We start from the raw sequence: 14,829 nt of genomic DNA on the forward strand, positions 1-14,829 counted from the left end.
CGCGCCGCTGCGCGGTACGGAGCCAACGGTGACCACGGGCAGCGACGCGCTGGCCGGCCAGACCGTTGTGCTGCGCCCGACCGGCCCGCAGCACGTCGCCGCGTTCATCGAGATCCTGCACCACCCCGAAGTCGCCCGCTGGTGGGGCGGCTACGACCTCGAACGGGTCCGCCGCGAACTGCTCGGTCCGCACGGCTACGCCGTCGAGTTGGCCGGTGAGGTCATCGGGCTGGTGATCTTCTACGAGGAGAACGACCCCGACTACCGGCACGCCGGCCTCGACATCGCGCTGCATCCGGACGCACACGGCCAGGGCCTCGGTACCGACGCGATGCGCACCCTGATCCGATACCTGTTCAACCGCCGCGGCCATCACCGCATCGTCATCGACCCCGCGGCGCACAACGAACGCGCCATTCGCAGTTATCGGCGGGTGGGATTCGAGCCCGTCGGGGTGATGCGCCGCTACGAGCGCGGCACGGACGGCAGCTGGCACGACGCCTTGCTGATGGATCTGCTGCGCGAGGAGTTCATCGGGTAGTACGCGCCCGATCGGCCTGGGCCACAAGCCCCTCGACCAGCAGGTTCAGCCCGAAGACGAAGCGCTCCTCGCCGCTGCCCTGCAGCATCAGCGGCGCCAGCGCGGCCATCGTGGGGAACCGGTCGGCCGGCAGCTCGCTCAGGTACCGGCCGACCTGCTCGAAGTAGGCCCGCGGGTCGCGACCCGCGCGCTGCCGGTCGACGTGCACAGCGCCCTCGACCGCGTTCGCGGCGACGAAGAGGCCGACGACGTCGACCGCCCAGGCGACGGTCTGGTCGGGCACCCCGCCCAGCCGCAGCAGCGCCATCGTCGCCTCGGAGACGCGCAGCGCGTTCGGGCCCAGCGGCACCGTCCCGAGCGCGACCCTGGCGATGTCGCCGTGCCGGGCCAGCGCGGCGTGCGAGTCCTTCCACAGCTGCGTGACCTGCTCCTGCCAGCGCCGCGGGTCTGGTTCGGGGACGGGGACCTCGCCCACGACCTCGTCGAAGACGAGCTCGAGCAGCTCGTCCTTGTTGGCGATGTGGGCGTACAGCGATGCGGCACCGGTCCCCAGTTCGGTGGCCACCCGACGCATGCTCACCGCGTCGATGCCCTCGGCGCGCAGCACTTGCAGCGCCACCTCGACGATCACCTCGCGGCTCAGTTGACGGCGGGCGGGCACGGCCTTCCGCGGGGTCCGCCACGGGGGCTCGGGAACAGCATCGGGCGCCGCGGTCATACCGGGACCCTACTTGACACGAACGCCGTTCGTTACTAAAACGCTGTTCGTCAACGAACACCGTTCGAGCGAGGTCTCCATGTCCGACCTGCACACCCCCGCGCCCGCCGACCCCGCCCTCGACGCGCCGCCCTTTCGCTGGCGCTGGCTGGCGCTCGTCGCCGTCCTCACCGCCGAGATCATGGATCTGCTCGATGCCACGGTCGTCGCCGTTGCCGCGCCGTCGATCGAGAACGAGATCGGCGGCGGATCGACCATGATCCAGTGGATCGCCGCGGGTTACACGCTCGCCTACGCCGTCGGCCTGGTCACCGGCGGCAGGCTCGGCGACCGCTACGGCCGGCGCCGGGTCTTCCTCATCGGCCTTGTCGGTTTCGTCGCGACGTCGGCGCTGTGCGGGCTCGCCGTCTCCCCCGCGATGCTCGTGACCTGCCGGATCCTGCAGGGCCTCACCGGCGCCGTGCTCATCCCGCAGGGCTTCGGCATCGTCAAGGCGACCTTCCCGCCCCGGGAACTCGGTGCCGCGTTCGGCTCGTTCGGTCCCGCGATGGGGCTCGCCGCGGTCGGTGGACCCATCCTGGCCGGGGCGCTCATCGGCTGGGACGTCGGTGGCGCGGGCTGGCGGACCGTCTTCCTGATCAACGTGCCGATCGGGCTCGCCTGCCTGGCGCTGGCGTGGCGCGTGCTGCCCGAGTCGCGATCGGAAACCGCGCTTCGACTCGACCCGGTGGGCATGCTGCTGGTCAGCGCCGGTCTGCTGCTGGTCATCTTCCCGCTCGTGCAGGGTCGCGAACTCGGCTGGCCGTGGTGGACGTTCGCGCTGCTCGCCGCGGCGGTTCCGGTACTCGCACTGTTCGGCAGGCACCAGATCCGGCGCGTCCGGGCCGGCCGCTCGCCGCTGGTCGAACCCGCGCTGCTGCACAACCCGGCGTTCCGCGGCGGCCTCGTGGTCGGGCTGGTCTTCTTCGCCGGAATGACCGGCCTGACCCTGACCATCGGGCTCTACCTGCAGATCGGGTTGGGCTACTCCCCGCTACGGGCCGGACTGGCCCTCGCCCCATGGGCGTTCGGCGTGGCCGCCGGGGCGGCCCTGTCCGGCGCCGTGCTCGCCAACCGCTTCGGGCGCGCCGTGATCCAGGCCGGCGCGGTCGTCATGGCGGTGGGCATGGTCGGGGTGATCGCCACCCTCGACCTCGCCGACGGGCCGGTCACCGGCTGGCAACTGGCGCCGGCGCTGGTCGTGTGCGGACTCGGCATGGGGCTGCTCATCGCGCCGTTCTTCGACATCGTGCTCGCCGGCGTGACCCTGCCGATGGTCGGCTCCGCCTCGGGGGTGCTCAATGCGAACCAGCAGCTGGGCGCTTCGGCGGGGGTCGCCGTGCTCGGGACGGTGTTCTTCCAGGTGGCCGCGTCCGGGGACTTCACGGGCGGGATGCGCGCGGTGCTGTGGAGCGCCGCGGGGGCCGTGCTCGCCGCCGGTGCGCTCGCCGTCCTGCTGCCCCGCCGCGCCCGGCCCGAGACCTGAGCACCCCGGACACTCGCGGGTGGGCGTCAGAACGAGGTGTGAGCGAGGAAATGCATCAGGACCTCGCGGTCGCCGAGGACCTCCACCTGGGGGGACTCCGCCGGGATCCGCCGCAGCAGGGTGAGGAAGAGGTCGCTCGCCGCACCGCGGACCGCCACGGTGCCCTTGGCATGCCCGTGCTCCCAGGCGATCAGCTCGTCGGCGGGCCGCACCATCCACTCGCCGGCCGCGCCGAGGCCCTCATCGGTGGCGTGCAGATGCATCGTGGCGCCGGGGGGCAACGGCGCCCCGTCGGCGCCGGGGCGCGGCACCGTGAGCAGGCTCAGCCACTCCGACACGGCGTCGGCGCCGAGTCCGGGCGCCAGGTCGTAGCGGGCACCGAGGGCGAGCGCGGCGTCGGCGCGATGCGCGATGACCTCGTGCAACCGGCGCCGGATCCACCACTCGGCCGGCCGTGGCCCGGTGAAGGTCCAGACCGGGGCGTCCGCCCCGACCTCGTCGACGGCGGCGAGCAGCTCCGCCGCCCCGGTTCGCAGCCAGGTCGCGGCGCCCTCCGGATCGGCGGGTGGTTTCCCGTCGGCGACGGTGCGCGGATCGACCGGCTCGGTCGCCCCGGTCCGCACGATCGTCGCCGACCAGCGCTCACCGCGGCCGACGTGCGTGATCAGGTTCCGGATCGTCCATCCCGGACAGGTCGGGACCGGCGCCTCCGGGTCGGCGTCGCGGGTCAGCTCCGCGAACAGGGCGGTCTGCTCGATGAACGCGGCGCGATGGTCGAGGTCCAGATCGGTCACACCTCGACGTTACCGACGCATTGCCGGGGAGGAAACCGGGTACGAGCAGCCATGGTGTCCGAGCGTGCTGGCTGGTCGTTGCGCGGCCCCCTGCGGGCCCTGGTGTGGTGGCCGCTGGTCGCCTTCGTGCTGCTCGCCGTCCACCCGGCGGCCGGGCCGGTCGTCGTCGCGGGAGCCGGCGGCGCACTCGCCGTGCTCGGGGCGCTCGCCTCGAGTGTCTCGCGCCGGCCGGCGGCGCGCCGGGCGACCGCGGAACCGGATCCGGTCTCGCCGTCTGCCACCGATGCCGCACCCGGCGAGAACCGCGACGCCTGATCGCCCGCACGTACCTGGTCGCCGACCGGGCGGAGTGACGCCGATCGCCTCTATCCGGACAAAGCTTGTACGTCCGATACTAGGATGCCAAACTAAATTTTGGCCGCCATCGCCCCTGTTCCTGCCAGGAGGAACCCATGACAGCGTCGTCCGCGCTGCACGTACCCGCCCACCCGGTTCGGTTCGTCACCGCCGCGAGCCTGTTCGACGGCCATGACGCCGCGATCAACATCATGCGCCGCATCCTCCAGCGGCAAGGTGCCGAGGTGATCCACCTCGGGCACAACCGCTCGGTCGACGAGGTCGTCGCCGCCGCCATCCAGGAGGACGTGCAGGGCGTCGCGATCAGCTCCTACCAGGGCGGGCACGTCGAGTACTTCAGCTACCTGGTCGAGCTGCTGCGCGAACGGGGCGCCGGACACGTACGGGTCTACGGCGGCGGCGGCGGCGTGATCGTGCCGGCCGAGATCGAGCTGCTGCGCTCCCGCGGGGTGTCGCGCATCTTCTCTCCCGAGGACGGGCAGCGCCTCGGCCTGCCGGGCATGATCAACCTCATGATCCGGGAATGCGACGTCGACCTGGCGGCCGCTCCCCCCGCCTCCTACGACGGCCTGTTCACCGGCGAGCACCGCACGCTGGCCCGCGCCCTCACCCTGGCCGAGGCGGGCAGGCTTCCGGACGAGGTCCGCGACCGCATCGCGAGGACCGCCCAACAGCGCCCGGTGCCCGTCCTCGGCATCACCGGAACAGGCGGTTCGGGCAAGTCGAGCCTCACCGACGAGCTGGTCCGCCGGTTCCGGCTCGACCAGGAGGACAAGCTCCGCATCGCGGTCCTCGCCGTCGACCCGACCCGCCGGCGCGGCGGCGGAGCGCTGCTCGGCGACCGGATCCGGATGAATTCGCTCACCGGGGAGCAGGTCTTCTTCCGGTCGATGGGCACCCGCGGTGTCGACGGGCACCTGCCCGAGTTCCTCGCCGACGCGATCGCGGTGCTCAAGGCCGCCGGGTTCGACCTGGTCATCGTCGAAACCCCGGGCATCGGCCAGGGCGACGCCGGCATCGTCCCCTTCGTCGACCGCTCGATGTACGTGATGACACCGGAGTTCGGTGCCGCGTCGCAGCTCGAGAAGATCGACATGCTCGACTTCGCCGACGTCGTGACGATCAACAAGTTCGAGCGCCGCGGCGCCGAGGACGCCCGCCGCGACGTCGCCCGCCAGCTTGTCCGCAACCGGGACGCGTTCGGCACGGCCTGGGAGGACATGCCGGTCTTCGGCACCAGCGCCGCCACCTTCAACGACGACGGCGTCACCGCGCTCTACCAGCACCTCGCCGGGTTGCTCGCCGACAACGGGATGCCCATCGGCGAGGGCAGGCTGCCGAAGCCCGAGAGCAAGACCTCCAGTGACTACGCCGCGGTGATCCCGCCGCAGAAGGTGCGCTACCTCGCCGACGTGGCCGAGACCGTGCGCGGATATCACGCCGACACGGTCGAGCAGGTGGAGGCGGCGCGGCGGCGCCAGCACCTGCGCACGGCGGCCGCGGCCCTCACCGAGGCCCGCGGCGACGCGGGCGGGCTGGCCGAGGTGCTCGAGCAGGCCGAGAAGGCGCTCGACCCGGCCGCCGCCGACCTGCTCGACGAATGGCCGCAGGTCGTCGAGGACTACTCCGGCGACGAGCTGGTCGTGAAGGTCCGCGACAAGGAGCTGCGCACCGCGCTCACCCGCGAGACCCTGTCGGGCAACAAGGTGCCGAGGGTGTCGTTGCCGCGCTACACCGAGGACGCGGAGCTGCTGCGCTTCCTGCGCAACGAGAACCTGCCCGGCAAGTTCCCGTTCACGGCCGGCGTCTTTCCGTTCAAGCGCGATGGCGAGGACCCGGCCCGGATGTTCGCCGGCGAGGGCGACCCGTTCCGCACCAACCGCCGCTTCCACCTGCTGTCCGAGCACTCCGAGGCGAAGCGGCTGTCCACCGCGTTCGACTCGGTGACCCTCTACGGGCGCGACCCGGGCACCCGCCCCGACGTCTACGGCAAGGTCGGCACCTCGGGCGTCTCGATCGCCACGCTCGACGACATGAAGATGCTCTACTCGGGCTTCGACCTGTGCGCACCGAGCACCTCGGTGTCGATGACCATCAACGGCCCGGCCCCGACGATCCTCGCGTTCTTCCTCAACACCGCGATCGACCAGCAGATCGACAAGTTCCGTGAGGCCCACGGCCGGGAGCCCTCGGCCGACGAGCACACGGAGCTGACCGCGTTCGCGCTGCAGAACGTCCGCGGCACGGTGCAGGCCGACATCCTCAAGGAGGACCAGGGCCAGAACACCTGCATCTTCTCCACCGAGTTCTCGCTGCGGATGATGGCCGACATCCAGGAGTGGTTCATCCAGAACAGGGTGCGCAACTTCTACTCGGTGTCGATCTCCGGCTACCACATCGCGGAGGCCGGGGCCAACCCGATCAGCCAGCTGGCGTTCACCCTGGCCAACGGGTTCACCTTCGTCGAGTCCTACCTCGCCCGGGGGATGAACATCGACGACTTCGCCCCGAACCTGTCGTTCTTCTTCTCCAACGGCATGGACGCGGAGTACTCGGTGATCGGCCGGGTGGCGCGGCGGATCTGGGCGGTCGCGATGCGGGACCGCTACGGCGCGAACGAGCGGTCGCAGAAGCTGAAGTACCACGTGCAGACCTCGGGCCGGTCACTGCACGCGCAGGAGATGAACTTCAACGACATCCGCACCACCCTGCAGGCGCTCTGCGCGCTCTACGACAACGCGAACTCGTTGCACACCAACGCCTACGACGAGGCGATCACTACCCCGACCGAGTCGTCAGTCCGCCGGGCGATGGCCATCCAGCTGATCATCAACCGGGAGTGGGGCCTCGCGATGAACGAGAACCCACTGCAGGGGTCGTTCATCATCGACGAGCTGACCGACCTCGTCGAGGAGGCCGTGCTCGCCGAGTTCGACGCGATCGCCGCGCGCGGCGGCGTGCTGGGCGCCATGGAGACCGGCTACCAGCGCGGGAAGATCCAGGACGAGTCGATGCTCTACGAGCACCGCAAGCACGAGGGCACGCTGCCGATCATCGGGGTGAACACCTTCATCAGGCCGGACGCCGAGGACGACGAGCCCCAGGAGATCGAGCTGGCCCGCGCCACCGAGGAGGAGAAGCAGTCTCAGCTGCAGCGGCTGGCCGACTTCCAGGCCCGGCACGCGTCGGAGGCGCCCGCGGCGCTGCGCAGGCTCCAGGATGCCGCGACCGGTAACGGAAACGTGTTCGCCGAGCTGGTCAGCGCCGCCAGGGTCTGCTCGCTCGGCCAGCTGACCGAGGCGTTCTTCGAGGTGGGCGGCCAATACCGGCGCAACATGTGACACCCAGGGACCCCGATGCCCCGTAGGGCGGCGCTCCCATGTCCCGTTTTCGCAGCATGGTGGCTTTGCTCCGGTCCGACCGGAGCAAAGCCACCATGCTGCGGTGAGGTTGCGGTGAAGACTGCGGGTGAAGGAGGCGGGTGAGGGAACCGTGAGCACGATCTGGACAGTCACCGACGACGAGCACCGCGCGGTCGAGGTTCCGATGCCGGTACGCCGGGTGGTGTCGATCGTGCCGTCGCTGACCGAGGCGGTCGCGATATCGGCGCCGGGCCTGCTGGTCGGCATCACCGACTGGTGCACCCACCCCCCCGGGCTCGACGTCACCCGGGTCCGCGGCACCAAGAACCCCGACGTCGAGAAGATCGTCGCGCTCGCGCCCGACCTGGTGCTGGCCAACCAGGAGGAAAACCGGCAGCCCGACCTGGACGCGCTGCGGGCCGCCGGCGTGCCCGTCTACGTCACCGATATCCGCACCCTCGACGGCGAGCACGGCGCGTTCGACTCACTGGGCCGGATGCTCGCCGCCTGCGGGATCGACGAGCCGCCCTGGCTGGTGGAGGCACGCTCGGCGTGGGCGGAGCTCCCCGAACCGCGGCAGCGGCGCCGTGCCGTGATCCCGATCTGGCGCCGGCCGTGGATGGCGGTGGGCCGCGACACGTTCACCGGCGCGGTGCTGAGCCGCTTCGGCATCGACAACGTGCTCGTCGACGGCGGCCCGACCGGTGAGCGCTACCCGCGCTTCGACCCGGACGATCTGCCGCCGCACGATCTCGTGGTGCTACCCGACGAGCCGTACCTGTTCACCGCCGACGACGGCCCCGAGGCCTTCCCGGACGTACCGTCCGCACTGGTCAGCGGCCGGTTGCTGACCTGGTACGGCCCGAGCCTCGTCGAGGCCGCCCGGCAGTTGCCCGCCGCGCTGGGATGAACCCGGTCCTGGTCCGGCGCCAGGGCGCGCTCGGGCGGCTCACCCTCAACCGCCCCGAGGCACTGAACGCGCTGAACCTGCCGATGATCCGGATCCTCGCCGCGGCGCTGGACGCGTGGGAGCACGACGACGCCGTATCGGCGGTGCTCCTCGACGGCGCGGGCGAGCGTGGGCTGTGCGCGGGCGGGGACGTGCGGTTCCTCGCCGACGACGCGGCCGCCGGCGGGGACCAGGCCGCGGTGCTGCTGTCCCAGGAGTACCGGCTCGACGCGCGGATCGCCCGCTACCCCAAGCCGTACGTCGCGCTGATGGACGGCGTGGTGATGGGCGGCGGGGTCGGCGTCTCGGCGCATGGCAGCCTGCGCGTCGTCACCCCGCGCACGGTGCTCGCGATGCCCGAGGTGAGCATCGGCTACGTTCCCGACGTCGGCGGCAGCTGGCTGCTGGGGCACGCCCCCGGTGAGCTCGGCCTGCACCTCGCGCTGAGCGCGACCCGGCTGGGCGCCGCGGACGCGATCGGCTGTGGGCTGGCCGACGTCGCCGTCGCGTCCGAACGGCTGGGCGAGCTGGTGGCCGCGCTCGTCGACGGCGCCGAACCCGCGGCCGCGGTGGCCGGCCTTGCCGTCGACCCGGGGGTCGCTTCCCTTGCCGCACACCGGGAGTGGATCGACCGCTGCTACACCGCGCCCGGCCTGCCCGGAATCCTCGACGCGCTGCGCGACGCCGGGGAGCCCGACGCCGCGCAGGCGGCCGAGGCGATCGGGCGGGCCGCACCGCTGGCGGCGACCATGGCGCTGCGGGCGCTGCGGGCCGCTCGCGAGTTGCCGAGCCTGGAGCGCGCGCTGGAGGCCGAGTACGGGCTCACCCGCTGCTGCGTGCGCTGGCCGGACTTCGCCGAGGGCGTGCGCGCGCTGCTGGTCGAGCGGGACGGGTCCCCGCGATGGGACCCGCCCTGCCCGGAGGATGTCACCGACGAGGTCGTCGCCCGGTTCCTTCGTGGCGTCCGCCCGACGGATCCCCCGCTGGGCCTGCTGCCCGGCTGATACCGGTTCAGCCCCCGAAGGCCCGCACCTCGCGACGGACCCGGATCGCGGCCATGATGACCAGCACGCCGAACACCACCGCGAACACGCCGACCATCCAGAGCAGCGCGAGGAGTCCTGCCCCGGGCATGGCCAGCAGCACGGCACCGAACAGCACCCCGATGACGCCGCTGGCCAGCAACCAGCCCCAGATCTCGGAGCCCCGCTTGCGGGCGGCGAAGGCTTCGACGACCTCCGCGACCCCGTGCACGATGCTCCAGAACGCGATGATCAGCAGGATCGCCAGCGCCGTCACCCCGGGCCACAGCAGCGCGATCACACCGGCGATGAACGACACCAGGCCCTGCACGATCTGCCATCCCCAGTGCCGGTCGACCTGGCGGTGACGCACCCCCAGCACGATCGCGGTGATCCCGTCCACGATGGCGTAGGCCCCGAAGACGATGACCAGCGCGAGCAGCGCCGAGGCCGGCGCGAACAGCGCGAACAGCCCGAACGCGACCGCCAGCACCCCGCGTAGCAGGATCAGCCACCACAGGCTGGTCAGCGCTCCCCGCACGTCCGAACTCGTGATGTCCATACCACTACCCCCACCCGGTCGCGGTTCGATTCCGCAACGGTATCGCCCGGATGCGGAATCCGGATGGGCCTTCGGTCCTGATTGTCCGGTACGAGGGGCCTCGACCTGGGCGGACGTGCGTCGAGCCGCTCTGCCGCGGGTAGTCCCGGGTCATGGCTGAGCATGTCGATGACGAGCTGTGGGACGAGTTCCACCGCGTGGTGAACATGACCTCCCGCGAACTGCGGGAGTGGCTGATGACCCACTCGGCCGGCGAGGACAGCGAGATCGAGCCCGACCACGCCGGCACCCCGACCGGCCGGGAGGTGCTGGACATCCTCGGCAAGCGGCGGGCCGACCTGACCGCCGCCGACGCCCGGACCATGCGCAAGGTCGTCCAGCGGGTGCACGAGCAGCGCCGGGACGACCTGGAGCCGACCGCGGGCCAGACCGCGTGGCGGCACAGGCTCATGCGGATCGGCCACGACCCGCTGCGGCCGGTCGATACGCGTCGCTGACCGGCCGGCTCATTCCGCCAGGATGTGCCGCAGGCTCAGCGAAGGTGCTCGACGAACCAGTCGCGGGCCGGGGCGCTCGCCGCTTCGAACCCGGCGACGTAGGCGTCGAAGTGCCCGCCGGGCAGGATGACGAGCCGCTTCGGCTCGCGGGCCCGCTCGAAGGCGTCGATGGCCAGGTGGGCGGGAGTCAGATGGTCCTCGCGCGCCACGATGAGCAGCAGCGGGGTCGGGCTGATCCGGGCGATATAGCTGCCCGGCTCGTACTCCCCCAGCATCTCGACCGTGCGCAGGGTGACCTCGTTGTGCCAGGCCGGGGCGCGGGTCTTACCGGTCTCGGTGAACCACTGGTACGAGTCCGGGGTGGGCAGCGCGGACGGCGCGAACAGGTCCTCCGCGACCACCGGGACCATGGCGGGCGGGTCGCCGGCGAACCGGGCGGCGCGGTCGGCGTCGAACAGCTCGCGGAACCCTGCGCGGAAGTCCGCGCGTACCAGTTCTGCGAGGTTGGCCGAGCCGCTGACCAGCGGCACCTGAGCGACGACGGCCTTCACCCTGCGGTCGATCGCGCCGAGGACGAGCACGTGACCACCGGAGTAGCTGCTGCCCCAGGCCCCGATCCTGGTCGCGTCGACGTCGTCGAGCGTGCCGGCGTAGGTGATCGCGTGCCGGTAGTCGCGCACCTGCGCCCACGGGTCGATCTCGTAGCGCGGCTCCCCGTCGCTCGCCCCGAAGTTGCGGTTGTCGAACACCAGCACGTTGAGCCCGGCGGCGGCGAACACCTCGGCGAACGAGTCGAGGTACATCTCCTTCACCGCGGAGAACCCGTGAGCCATCACGATCGTCGGGCGCCGGCCCGCGCCTTCGGCCCGGTAGAACCAGCCCCGCAGCGTGGTGCCCTCGGCGTCGAACTCGATGTCGTTTCGGGTCATCCCGGCCTCCTCGCGGTCGCAGGGTGTGCGCCGAGAATAGGTGTCGCGGGTCGCCTTCGGGGAGGACAGCGAGGCCCTGGTGTTCATCGGCAGGCCGCGGGACAGTGAACCCGCCACCGATGGCCGTTTTTGTGGAGGGATCCCATGGCCACTCCCGCAGCTCAACAATGGCATCTCCGGGGCGAGTGGTTCGACGCCTGCAAGTGCTCGATCCCGTGCCCGTGCTCGTGGGCGCAGCCGCCGACCCACGGCGACTGCAACGGCGTGCTGCTGTGGCACATCCGCGAGGGCAGCTACGGCGAGACCGGGCTCGACGGCCTGAACGTCGCCATGCTCGCCTCGTTCGTCGGCAACGTCTGGGCCGAGCACAGCGACGCCTACGCAGCCGTCTTCCTCGACGAGCGGGCCGACGACCAGCAGCGCGAGGCATTGCAGATGATCTTCGGGGGGCAGGCCGGCGGTTGGCCTGCCCAGCTCGGCGAGATGCTCGGTGCCGAGATCCGGGGCATGGAATATGTGCCGATCAACGCCGCCATCGCCGAGGACCTCTCGACGTGGAGTGTCGAGATCCCGGGCAAGGCGGCCGCCACGGTGGAGGCGCTGACCGGGCCGACCACCCCGGAGGGCGCTCGGGTGCAGGTTCACAACCTGCCGGGCGCCGAGGTCGGGCCGGGGCAGGTGGCCACCTGGGGTCGGGCGACGACGGACCGGGCCGACGCCTTCGGCTTCCGCTGGGAGCGCAGCGGCAACTCCAGCAAGCACATGCCCTTCGACTGGAGCGGACCGGACGGGCTATGACGTCGCGGACGGCCACGGGCCGCGACCGCTCGGGCCTGCCGTCCCTGCGGCGCTGGTCGCGCGGCGAGTTCGCGCTCGCCGCGCTGCTGCTCGCCCTGGCGGCGGCGGCCTGGCTGCTCACCCACCGCCTCGCCATGCCGGACATGCGCATCGGCATCCTCACCGGGGCCCACCCCATGGATCAGACGATGAGGGGACCGGGGTGGGCCGAAACCGGGCTGTTCCTCGGCACCTGGTTCGTGATGATGGCCGCGATGATGCTTCCCGCGATCGCGCCGTTCACGGTCGGCATGACCCGGCTCATGCGGGCCGGCGGGACGGGCTGGTCGGGCACCGTCGCGCTGACCATGGGCTACTTCGTGGTGTGGGTCGTCGTCGGCGTGATTGCCTTCGCCGCGGTGCAGGGCCTCGACGCGATCGCCCGCACGTCGCCCGCGCAGGCCGCGCGCGCGGGCGCGGTGATCCTGCTGGCCGCGGGGCTCTACCAGTTCACCCCGCTCAAGCGGGTGTGCCTGCGGCATTGCCGATCCCCCGCGCTGCTCGTGCTGCAGCACGGCCAGCAGGCGGTGCGCAGCCGGTTCGGCGCGTTCCGGGCTGGTCTCGGCCACGGCGGCTGGTGCTTCGGATGCTGCTGGGCGCTGATGGCCGTGCTGCTCGCCGCGGGCGCGATGAGCCTGGTCTGGATGGGCGTGATCGCGGCCGTGGTCGCGGTGGAGAAGGTGCACCGGCACGGCGAGACGATCAGCCGCGTGTTCGGCGGGCTGCTCGCCGTTGTCGGCGTCGTCGTGCTGGTCCAACCGGGCGTGGTGGGCGTGCTGGGCTGACTCGTCGCCTCTGGCCGTCGAGAACGAGATGATGGACCGATGCGGCACAGCGCGGGGATCCTGTTGCACCGGACCGCTGCGGGCGGCGAGCCGGAGGTTCTGCTCGGGCACATGGGCGGGCCGTTCTGGGCGCACAAGGACGAGCACGCCTGGTCCATCCCCAAGGGCGAGCACCCGCCCGACGAGGACCCGCGGGTGGCCGCGGCGCGCGAGTTCGCCGAGGAGCTGGGGTCACCGCCGCCGGACGGGTTCCTTGTGGATCTGGGCAGCGTTCGCGGCTCGGGCAAGCTGATCACCGCGTTCGCGCTGCGCGGCGACCTCGACGCCGACAAGGTCGTCAGCAATCTCTTCGAGCTGGAGTGGCCACCGCGCTCGGGGCGGATGCGGAGCTTTCCGGAGATCGACCGGGCCGCCTGGTTCGACCTGCCCACCGCCCGCACGAAGATCGTCAAGGCACAGGCGGTGTTCCTCGACCGGCTGCTGACCACCCTCGGCTGAACGTTTCCCGCGCACCCGTCCGCGCGCCATCGCCCGCCGCATAGGCTGCGCGAATGCCCGACCAGGAGCGCGACCTGGACTACTGGTCCTTCGTCGACGTCGCGATCGGCCGCACGACCCGAGCGCTGCCCGCCGTCGATGCGCGCGCCATGCGCCTGGTGCTCAGCCTGCATCGCGCGGCGAACGCCATCGTCTACGACCTCGAGTCCACGGTGCACCGGCCGCGGGGCTGGTCGTGGCCGGGGTTCCGGGTGCTGTTCGTCGTGTGGCTGACCACTCCGGTGGAGGCAAAACGGGTCGCGCAGCTGTCCGGGATGAGTCGTGCGGCGGTATCCGCGCTGGTCAACACCCTTGAACGGGACGGCCTGGTCTCCCGGCGGCAGGCCAGCCACGATCGGCGCGCGGTCGAGCTCAGCCTCACCGCCGAGGGCGAACGGGTCTTCGCCGCCGCGTTCGTCGAGCACAACCGCCGCGAGCGGGACTGGGCGGGCGCGCTGGACGACGAGGAGCTCACCACGCTGACCGCGTTGCTGGAGAAGCTGATGGCCAGTCCCGTCGCGGCGGCGGCCAACCGGCGGCGCTGAGGCCGCACCGGCCTCAGCCGCGGTCGGCGGTGACGAGCCAGGCCGCCGAGTCGAAGTTCACCCCCTGCTCGGTGTGGTGCGCCGCGATGGTGGCCCGCAGGGCATCGAGGCCGCGGGCCCGGCCGTCGTCGTCGAGCCCCTCCAGCATCCATCCCAGCAGGCCCAGGAGGAACCGGTAGGTGTCCTCGACACCCGAGCCGAAATACATGGGCTCGTTCACGCTTGCGATCCGTGGCTCGCCGAATCCGGTCCTGGTCAACAGATCGCGTATCCGCTCGGGATCGCTCAGCGAGAACGGTCCCGGGGCGTCCTGCGGGGGTGGCGGCAGGTCGCGTCCGACGGCCAGCGCGGTGCTGAAGGCGATGATCCATTCGTTGCGTGTCGCCGGCTGCCACACGAGCAGGACCAGACGTCCGCCCGGTCGCACCGCGCGGGCGATGTTGCTGAACGCGGTCTGCGGGTCGCCGAAGAACATGGCGCCGGTCCGGCTGATCGCGAGATCGAACGAGCGCTGCGCGAACGGGTGCACCTGCGCGTCGGCCTGCTCGAACCACGCGTTGGTCACGCCCTCACGCTCGGCGATCCGGCGGGCCACCTCGATCATCTGGGACGACAGGTCCACTCCCAGCGCCGAACCGGCACTCGCCCGGCGGGCGGCGTCGCGGGTCGTCTGCCCCGTGCCGCAGCCGATATCGAGCACCCGCGCCGTCGCGGGGATCGCGGCCGCCTCCAGGAAGCGCCGGTGGTGGCGGGCGATCGCGGCATCGAGACGTGCGGCGTGCTCGGCCCAGTAGCCGCCCTCGTCGCCGTCCCAGAAGCGCGCCTGCTCGGCGTTCGACGCGTCGATGCGCATGGAATAGGTCACCGCG

Annotated in this window: 16 protein-coding genes; 11 read left to right on the forward strand and 5 right to left on the reverse strand. The window is 71.7% G+C overall.

The genetic code is table 11. The features are described from left to right. The first annotated feature begins 28 nt into the window (after positions 1-28). The gene (locus tag G567_RS0115530; protein WP_245585664.1) at positions 29-541 is read left to right on the forward strand and encodes a GNAT family N-acetyltransferase; all 513 of its coding nucleotides are present in this window, start codon (positions 29-31) and stop codon (positions 539-541) included. On the opposite strand, the gene G567_RS0115535 is transcribed toward G567_RS0115530, so the two are convergent. After that, a complete protein-coding gene (locus G567_RS0115535) occupies positions 531-1,259 on the reverse strand; it encodes a TetR/AcrR family transcriptional regulator (protein WP_028930707.1) in 729 nt (242 codons plus the stop codon). The two genes, G567_RS0115530 and G567_RS0115535, sit on opposite strands and share 11 nt — an antisense overlap. Before the next feature lie 79 nt (positions 1,260-1,338). Between G567_RS0115535 and G567_RS0115540 the strand changes: the two genes are divergently transcribed. Beyond that, on the forward strand, positions 1,339-2,784 hold the full coding sequence (locus G567_RS0115540; RefSeq protein ID WP_028930708.1) for an MFS transporter: 1,446 nt from the start codon (positions 1,339-1,341) through the stop codon (positions 2,782-2,784). Positions 2,785-2,810: 26 nt separating this feature from the next. Here the strand turns inward: G567_RS0115540 and G567_RS0115545 are convergent, their stop codons facing one another. Continuing rightward, positions 2,811-3,578: a maleylpyruvate isomerase family mycothiol-dependent enzyme gene (locus G567_RS0115545; RefSeq protein ID WP_028930709.1), complete on the reverse strand. Its 768-nt coding sequence runs from the start codon at positions 3,576-3,578 to the stop codon at positions 2,811-2,813. Between the two features lie 51 nt (positions 3,579-3,629). On the opposite strand from G567_RS0115545, the gene G567_RS0115550 reads away from it, so the two are divergent. The 4 genes from G567_RS0115550 to G567_RS29195 all read left to right on the forward strand — a co-directional run bounded on the left by G567_RS0115550 (position 3,630) and on the right by G567_RS29195 (position 9,250). Further along, the gene (locus G567_RS0115550) at positions 3,630-3,893 is read left to right on the forward strand and encodes a hypothetical protein (RefSeq protein WP_028930710.1); all 264 of its coding nucleotides are present in this window, start codon (positions 3,630-3,632) and stop codon (positions 3,891-3,893) included. A gap of 137 nt (positions 3,894-4,030) precedes the next feature. After that, positions 4,031-7,276 carry a fused isobutyryl-CoA mutase/GTPase IcmF gene (gene icmF / locus G567_RS0115555; protein WP_028930711.1) on the forward strand — a complete coding sequence of 1,082 codons (3,246 nt, stop codon included), beginning with the start codon at positions 4,031-4,033 and terminating at the stop codon, positions 7,274-7,276. Between the two features lie 205 nt (positions 7,277-7,481). After that, entirely contained in the window at positions 7,482-8,207 is a 726-nt protein-coding gene (locus G567_RS0115560) for a helical backbone metal receptor (RefSeq protein ID WP_028930712.1), read from the forward strand. Next, positions 8,204-9,250: an enoyl-CoA hydratase/isomerase family protein gene (locus G567_RS29195; protein WP_037057396.1), complete on the forward strand. Its 1,047-nt coding sequence runs from the start codon at positions 8,204-8,206 to the stop codon at positions 9,248-9,250. Before G567_RS0115560 ends, G567_RS29195 begins: the two co-directional genes overlap by 4 nt. A gap of 7 nt (positions 9,251-9,257) precedes the next feature. On the opposite strand, the gene G567_RS0115570 is transcribed toward G567_RS29195, so the two are convergent. Then, on the reverse strand, positions 9,258-9,830 hold the full coding sequence (locus G567_RS0115570) for an HdeD family acid-resistance protein (RefSeq protein WP_028930713.1): 573 nt from the start codon (positions 9,828-9,830) through the stop codon (positions 9,258-9,260). Between the two features lie 152 nt (positions 9,831-9,982). Between G567_RS0115570 and G567_RS0115575 the strand changes: the two genes are divergently transcribed. Beyond that, on the forward strand, positions 9,983-10,327 hold the full coding sequence (locus G567_RS0115575; RefSeq protein WP_028930714.1) for a DUF3140 domain-containing protein: 345 nt from the start codon (positions 9,983-9,985) through the stop codon (positions 10,325-10,327). A gap of 35 nt (positions 10,328-10,362) precedes the next feature. Here the strand turns inward: G567_RS0115575 and G567_RS0115580 are convergent, their stop codons facing one another. Beyond that, entirely contained in the window at positions 10,363-11,256 is an 894-nt protein-coding gene (locus G567_RS0115580; protein ID WP_028930715.1) for an alpha/beta hydrolase, read from the reverse strand. Between the two features lie 144 nt (positions 11,257-11,400). Between G567_RS0115580 and G567_RS0115585 the strand changes: the two genes are divergently transcribed. The 4 genes from G567_RS0115585 to G567_RS0115600 are packed head-to-tail and all read left to right on the forward strand — an operon-like array spanning position 11,401 to position 13,960. Next, positions 11,401-12,054, forward strand: coding sequence for a DUF1326 domain-containing protein (locus G567_RS0115585; protein ID WP_028930716.1), 654 nt, complete (start codon positions 11,401-11,403; stop codon positions 12,052-12,054). After that, a complete protein-coding gene (locus tag G567_RS0115590) occupies positions 12,051-12,878 on the forward strand; it encodes a DUF2182 domain-containing protein (protein ID WP_028930717.1) in 828 nt (275 codons plus the stop codon). The genes G567_RS0115585 and G567_RS0115590 overlap by 4 nt, the downstream gene beginning before the upstream one ends. Positions 12,879-12,917: 39 nt before the next feature. After that, the gene (locus G567_RS0115595) at positions 12,918-13,376 is read left to right on the forward strand and encodes an NUDIX hydrolase (protein WP_028930718.1); all 459 of its coding nucleotides are present in this window, start codon (positions 12,918-12,920) and stop codon (positions 13,374-13,376) included. A 53-nt stretch (positions 13,377-13,429) separates the two neighbouring features. Then, positions 13,430-13,960 (forward strand): MarR family winged helix-turn-helix transcriptional regulator, encoded by a 531-nt coding sequence (locus tag G567_RS0115600; RefSeq protein ID WP_028930719.1) that lies wholly within the window; start codon positions 13,430-13,432, stop codon positions 13,958-13,960. A 13-nt stretch (positions 13,961-13,973) separates the two neighbouring features. On the opposite strand, the gene G567_RS0115605 is transcribed toward G567_RS0115600, so the two are convergent. Beyond that, the gene (locus tag G567_RS0115605; protein WP_028930720.1) at positions 13,974-14,825 is read right to left on the reverse strand and encodes a class I SAM-dependent methyltransferase; all 852 of its coding nucleotides are present in this window, start codon (positions 14,823-14,825) and stop codon (positions 13,974-13,976) included. Between the last annotated feature and the right edge of the window lie 4 nt (positions 14,826-14,829).

The organism is Pseudonocardia asaccharolytica DSM 44247 = NBRC 16224 (assembly GCF_000423625.1).
Taxonomy (GTDB): Bacteria; Actinomycetota; Actinomycetes; order Mycobacteriales; family Pseudonocardiaceae; genus Pseudonocardia; species Pseudonocardia asaccharolytica.

Bases quoted from the DNA above. Each gene is read 5' to 3' on its own strand.
- G567_RS0115535 (WP_028930707.1), bottom strand. From the start codon at position 1,259: ATGACCGCGGCGCCCGATGCTGTTCCCGAGCCCCCGTGGCGGACCCCG.
- G567_RS0115540 (WP_028930708.1), top strand. From the start codon at position 1,339: ATGTCCGACCTGCACACCCCCGCGCCCGCCGACCCCGCCCTCGACGCG.
- G567_RS0115550 (WP_028930710.1), top strand. From the start codon at position 3,630: ATGGTGTCCGAGCGTGCTGGCTGGTCGTTGCGCGGCCCCCTGCGGGCC.
- icmF (WP_028930711.1), top strand. From the start codon at position 4,031: ATGACAGCGTCGTCCGCGCTGCACGTACCCGCCCACCCGGTTCGGTTC.
- G567_RS0115560 (WP_028930712.1), top strand. From the start codon at position 7,482: ATGCCGGTACGCCGGGTGGTGTCGATCGTGCCGTCGCTGACCGAGGCG.
- G567_RS29195 (WP_037057396.1), top strand. From the start codon at position 8,204: ATGAACCCGGTCCTGGTCCGGCGCCAGGGCGCGCTCGGGCGGCTCACC.
- G567_RS0115570 (WP_028930713.1), bottom strand. From the start codon at position 9,830: ATGGACATCACGAGTTCGGACGTGCGGGGAGCGCTGACCAGCCTGTGG.
- G567_RS0115575 (WP_028930714.1), top strand. From the start codon at position 9,983: ATGGCTGAGCATGTCGATGACGAGCTGTGGGACGAGTTCCACCGCGTG.
- G567_RS0115580 (WP_028930715.1), bottom strand. From the start codon at position 11,256: ATGACCCGAAACGACATCGAGTTCGACGCCGAGGGCACCACGCTGCGG.
- G567_RS0115585 (WP_028930716.1), top strand. From the start codon at position 11,401: ATGGCCACTCCCGCAGCTCAACAATGGCATCTCCGGGGCGAGTGGTTC.
- G567_RS0115590 (WP_028930717.1), top strand. From the start codon at position 12,051: ATGACGTCGCGGACGGCCACGGGCCGCGACCGCTCGGGCCTGCCGTCC.
- G567_RS0115595 (WP_028930718.1), top strand. From the start codon at position 12,918: ATGCGGCACAGCGCGGGGATCCTGTTGCACCGGACCGCTGCGGGCGGC.
- G567_RS0115600 (WP_028930719.1), top strand. From the start codon at position 13,430: ATGCCCGACCAGGAGCGCGACCTGGACTACTGGTCCTTCGTCGACGTC.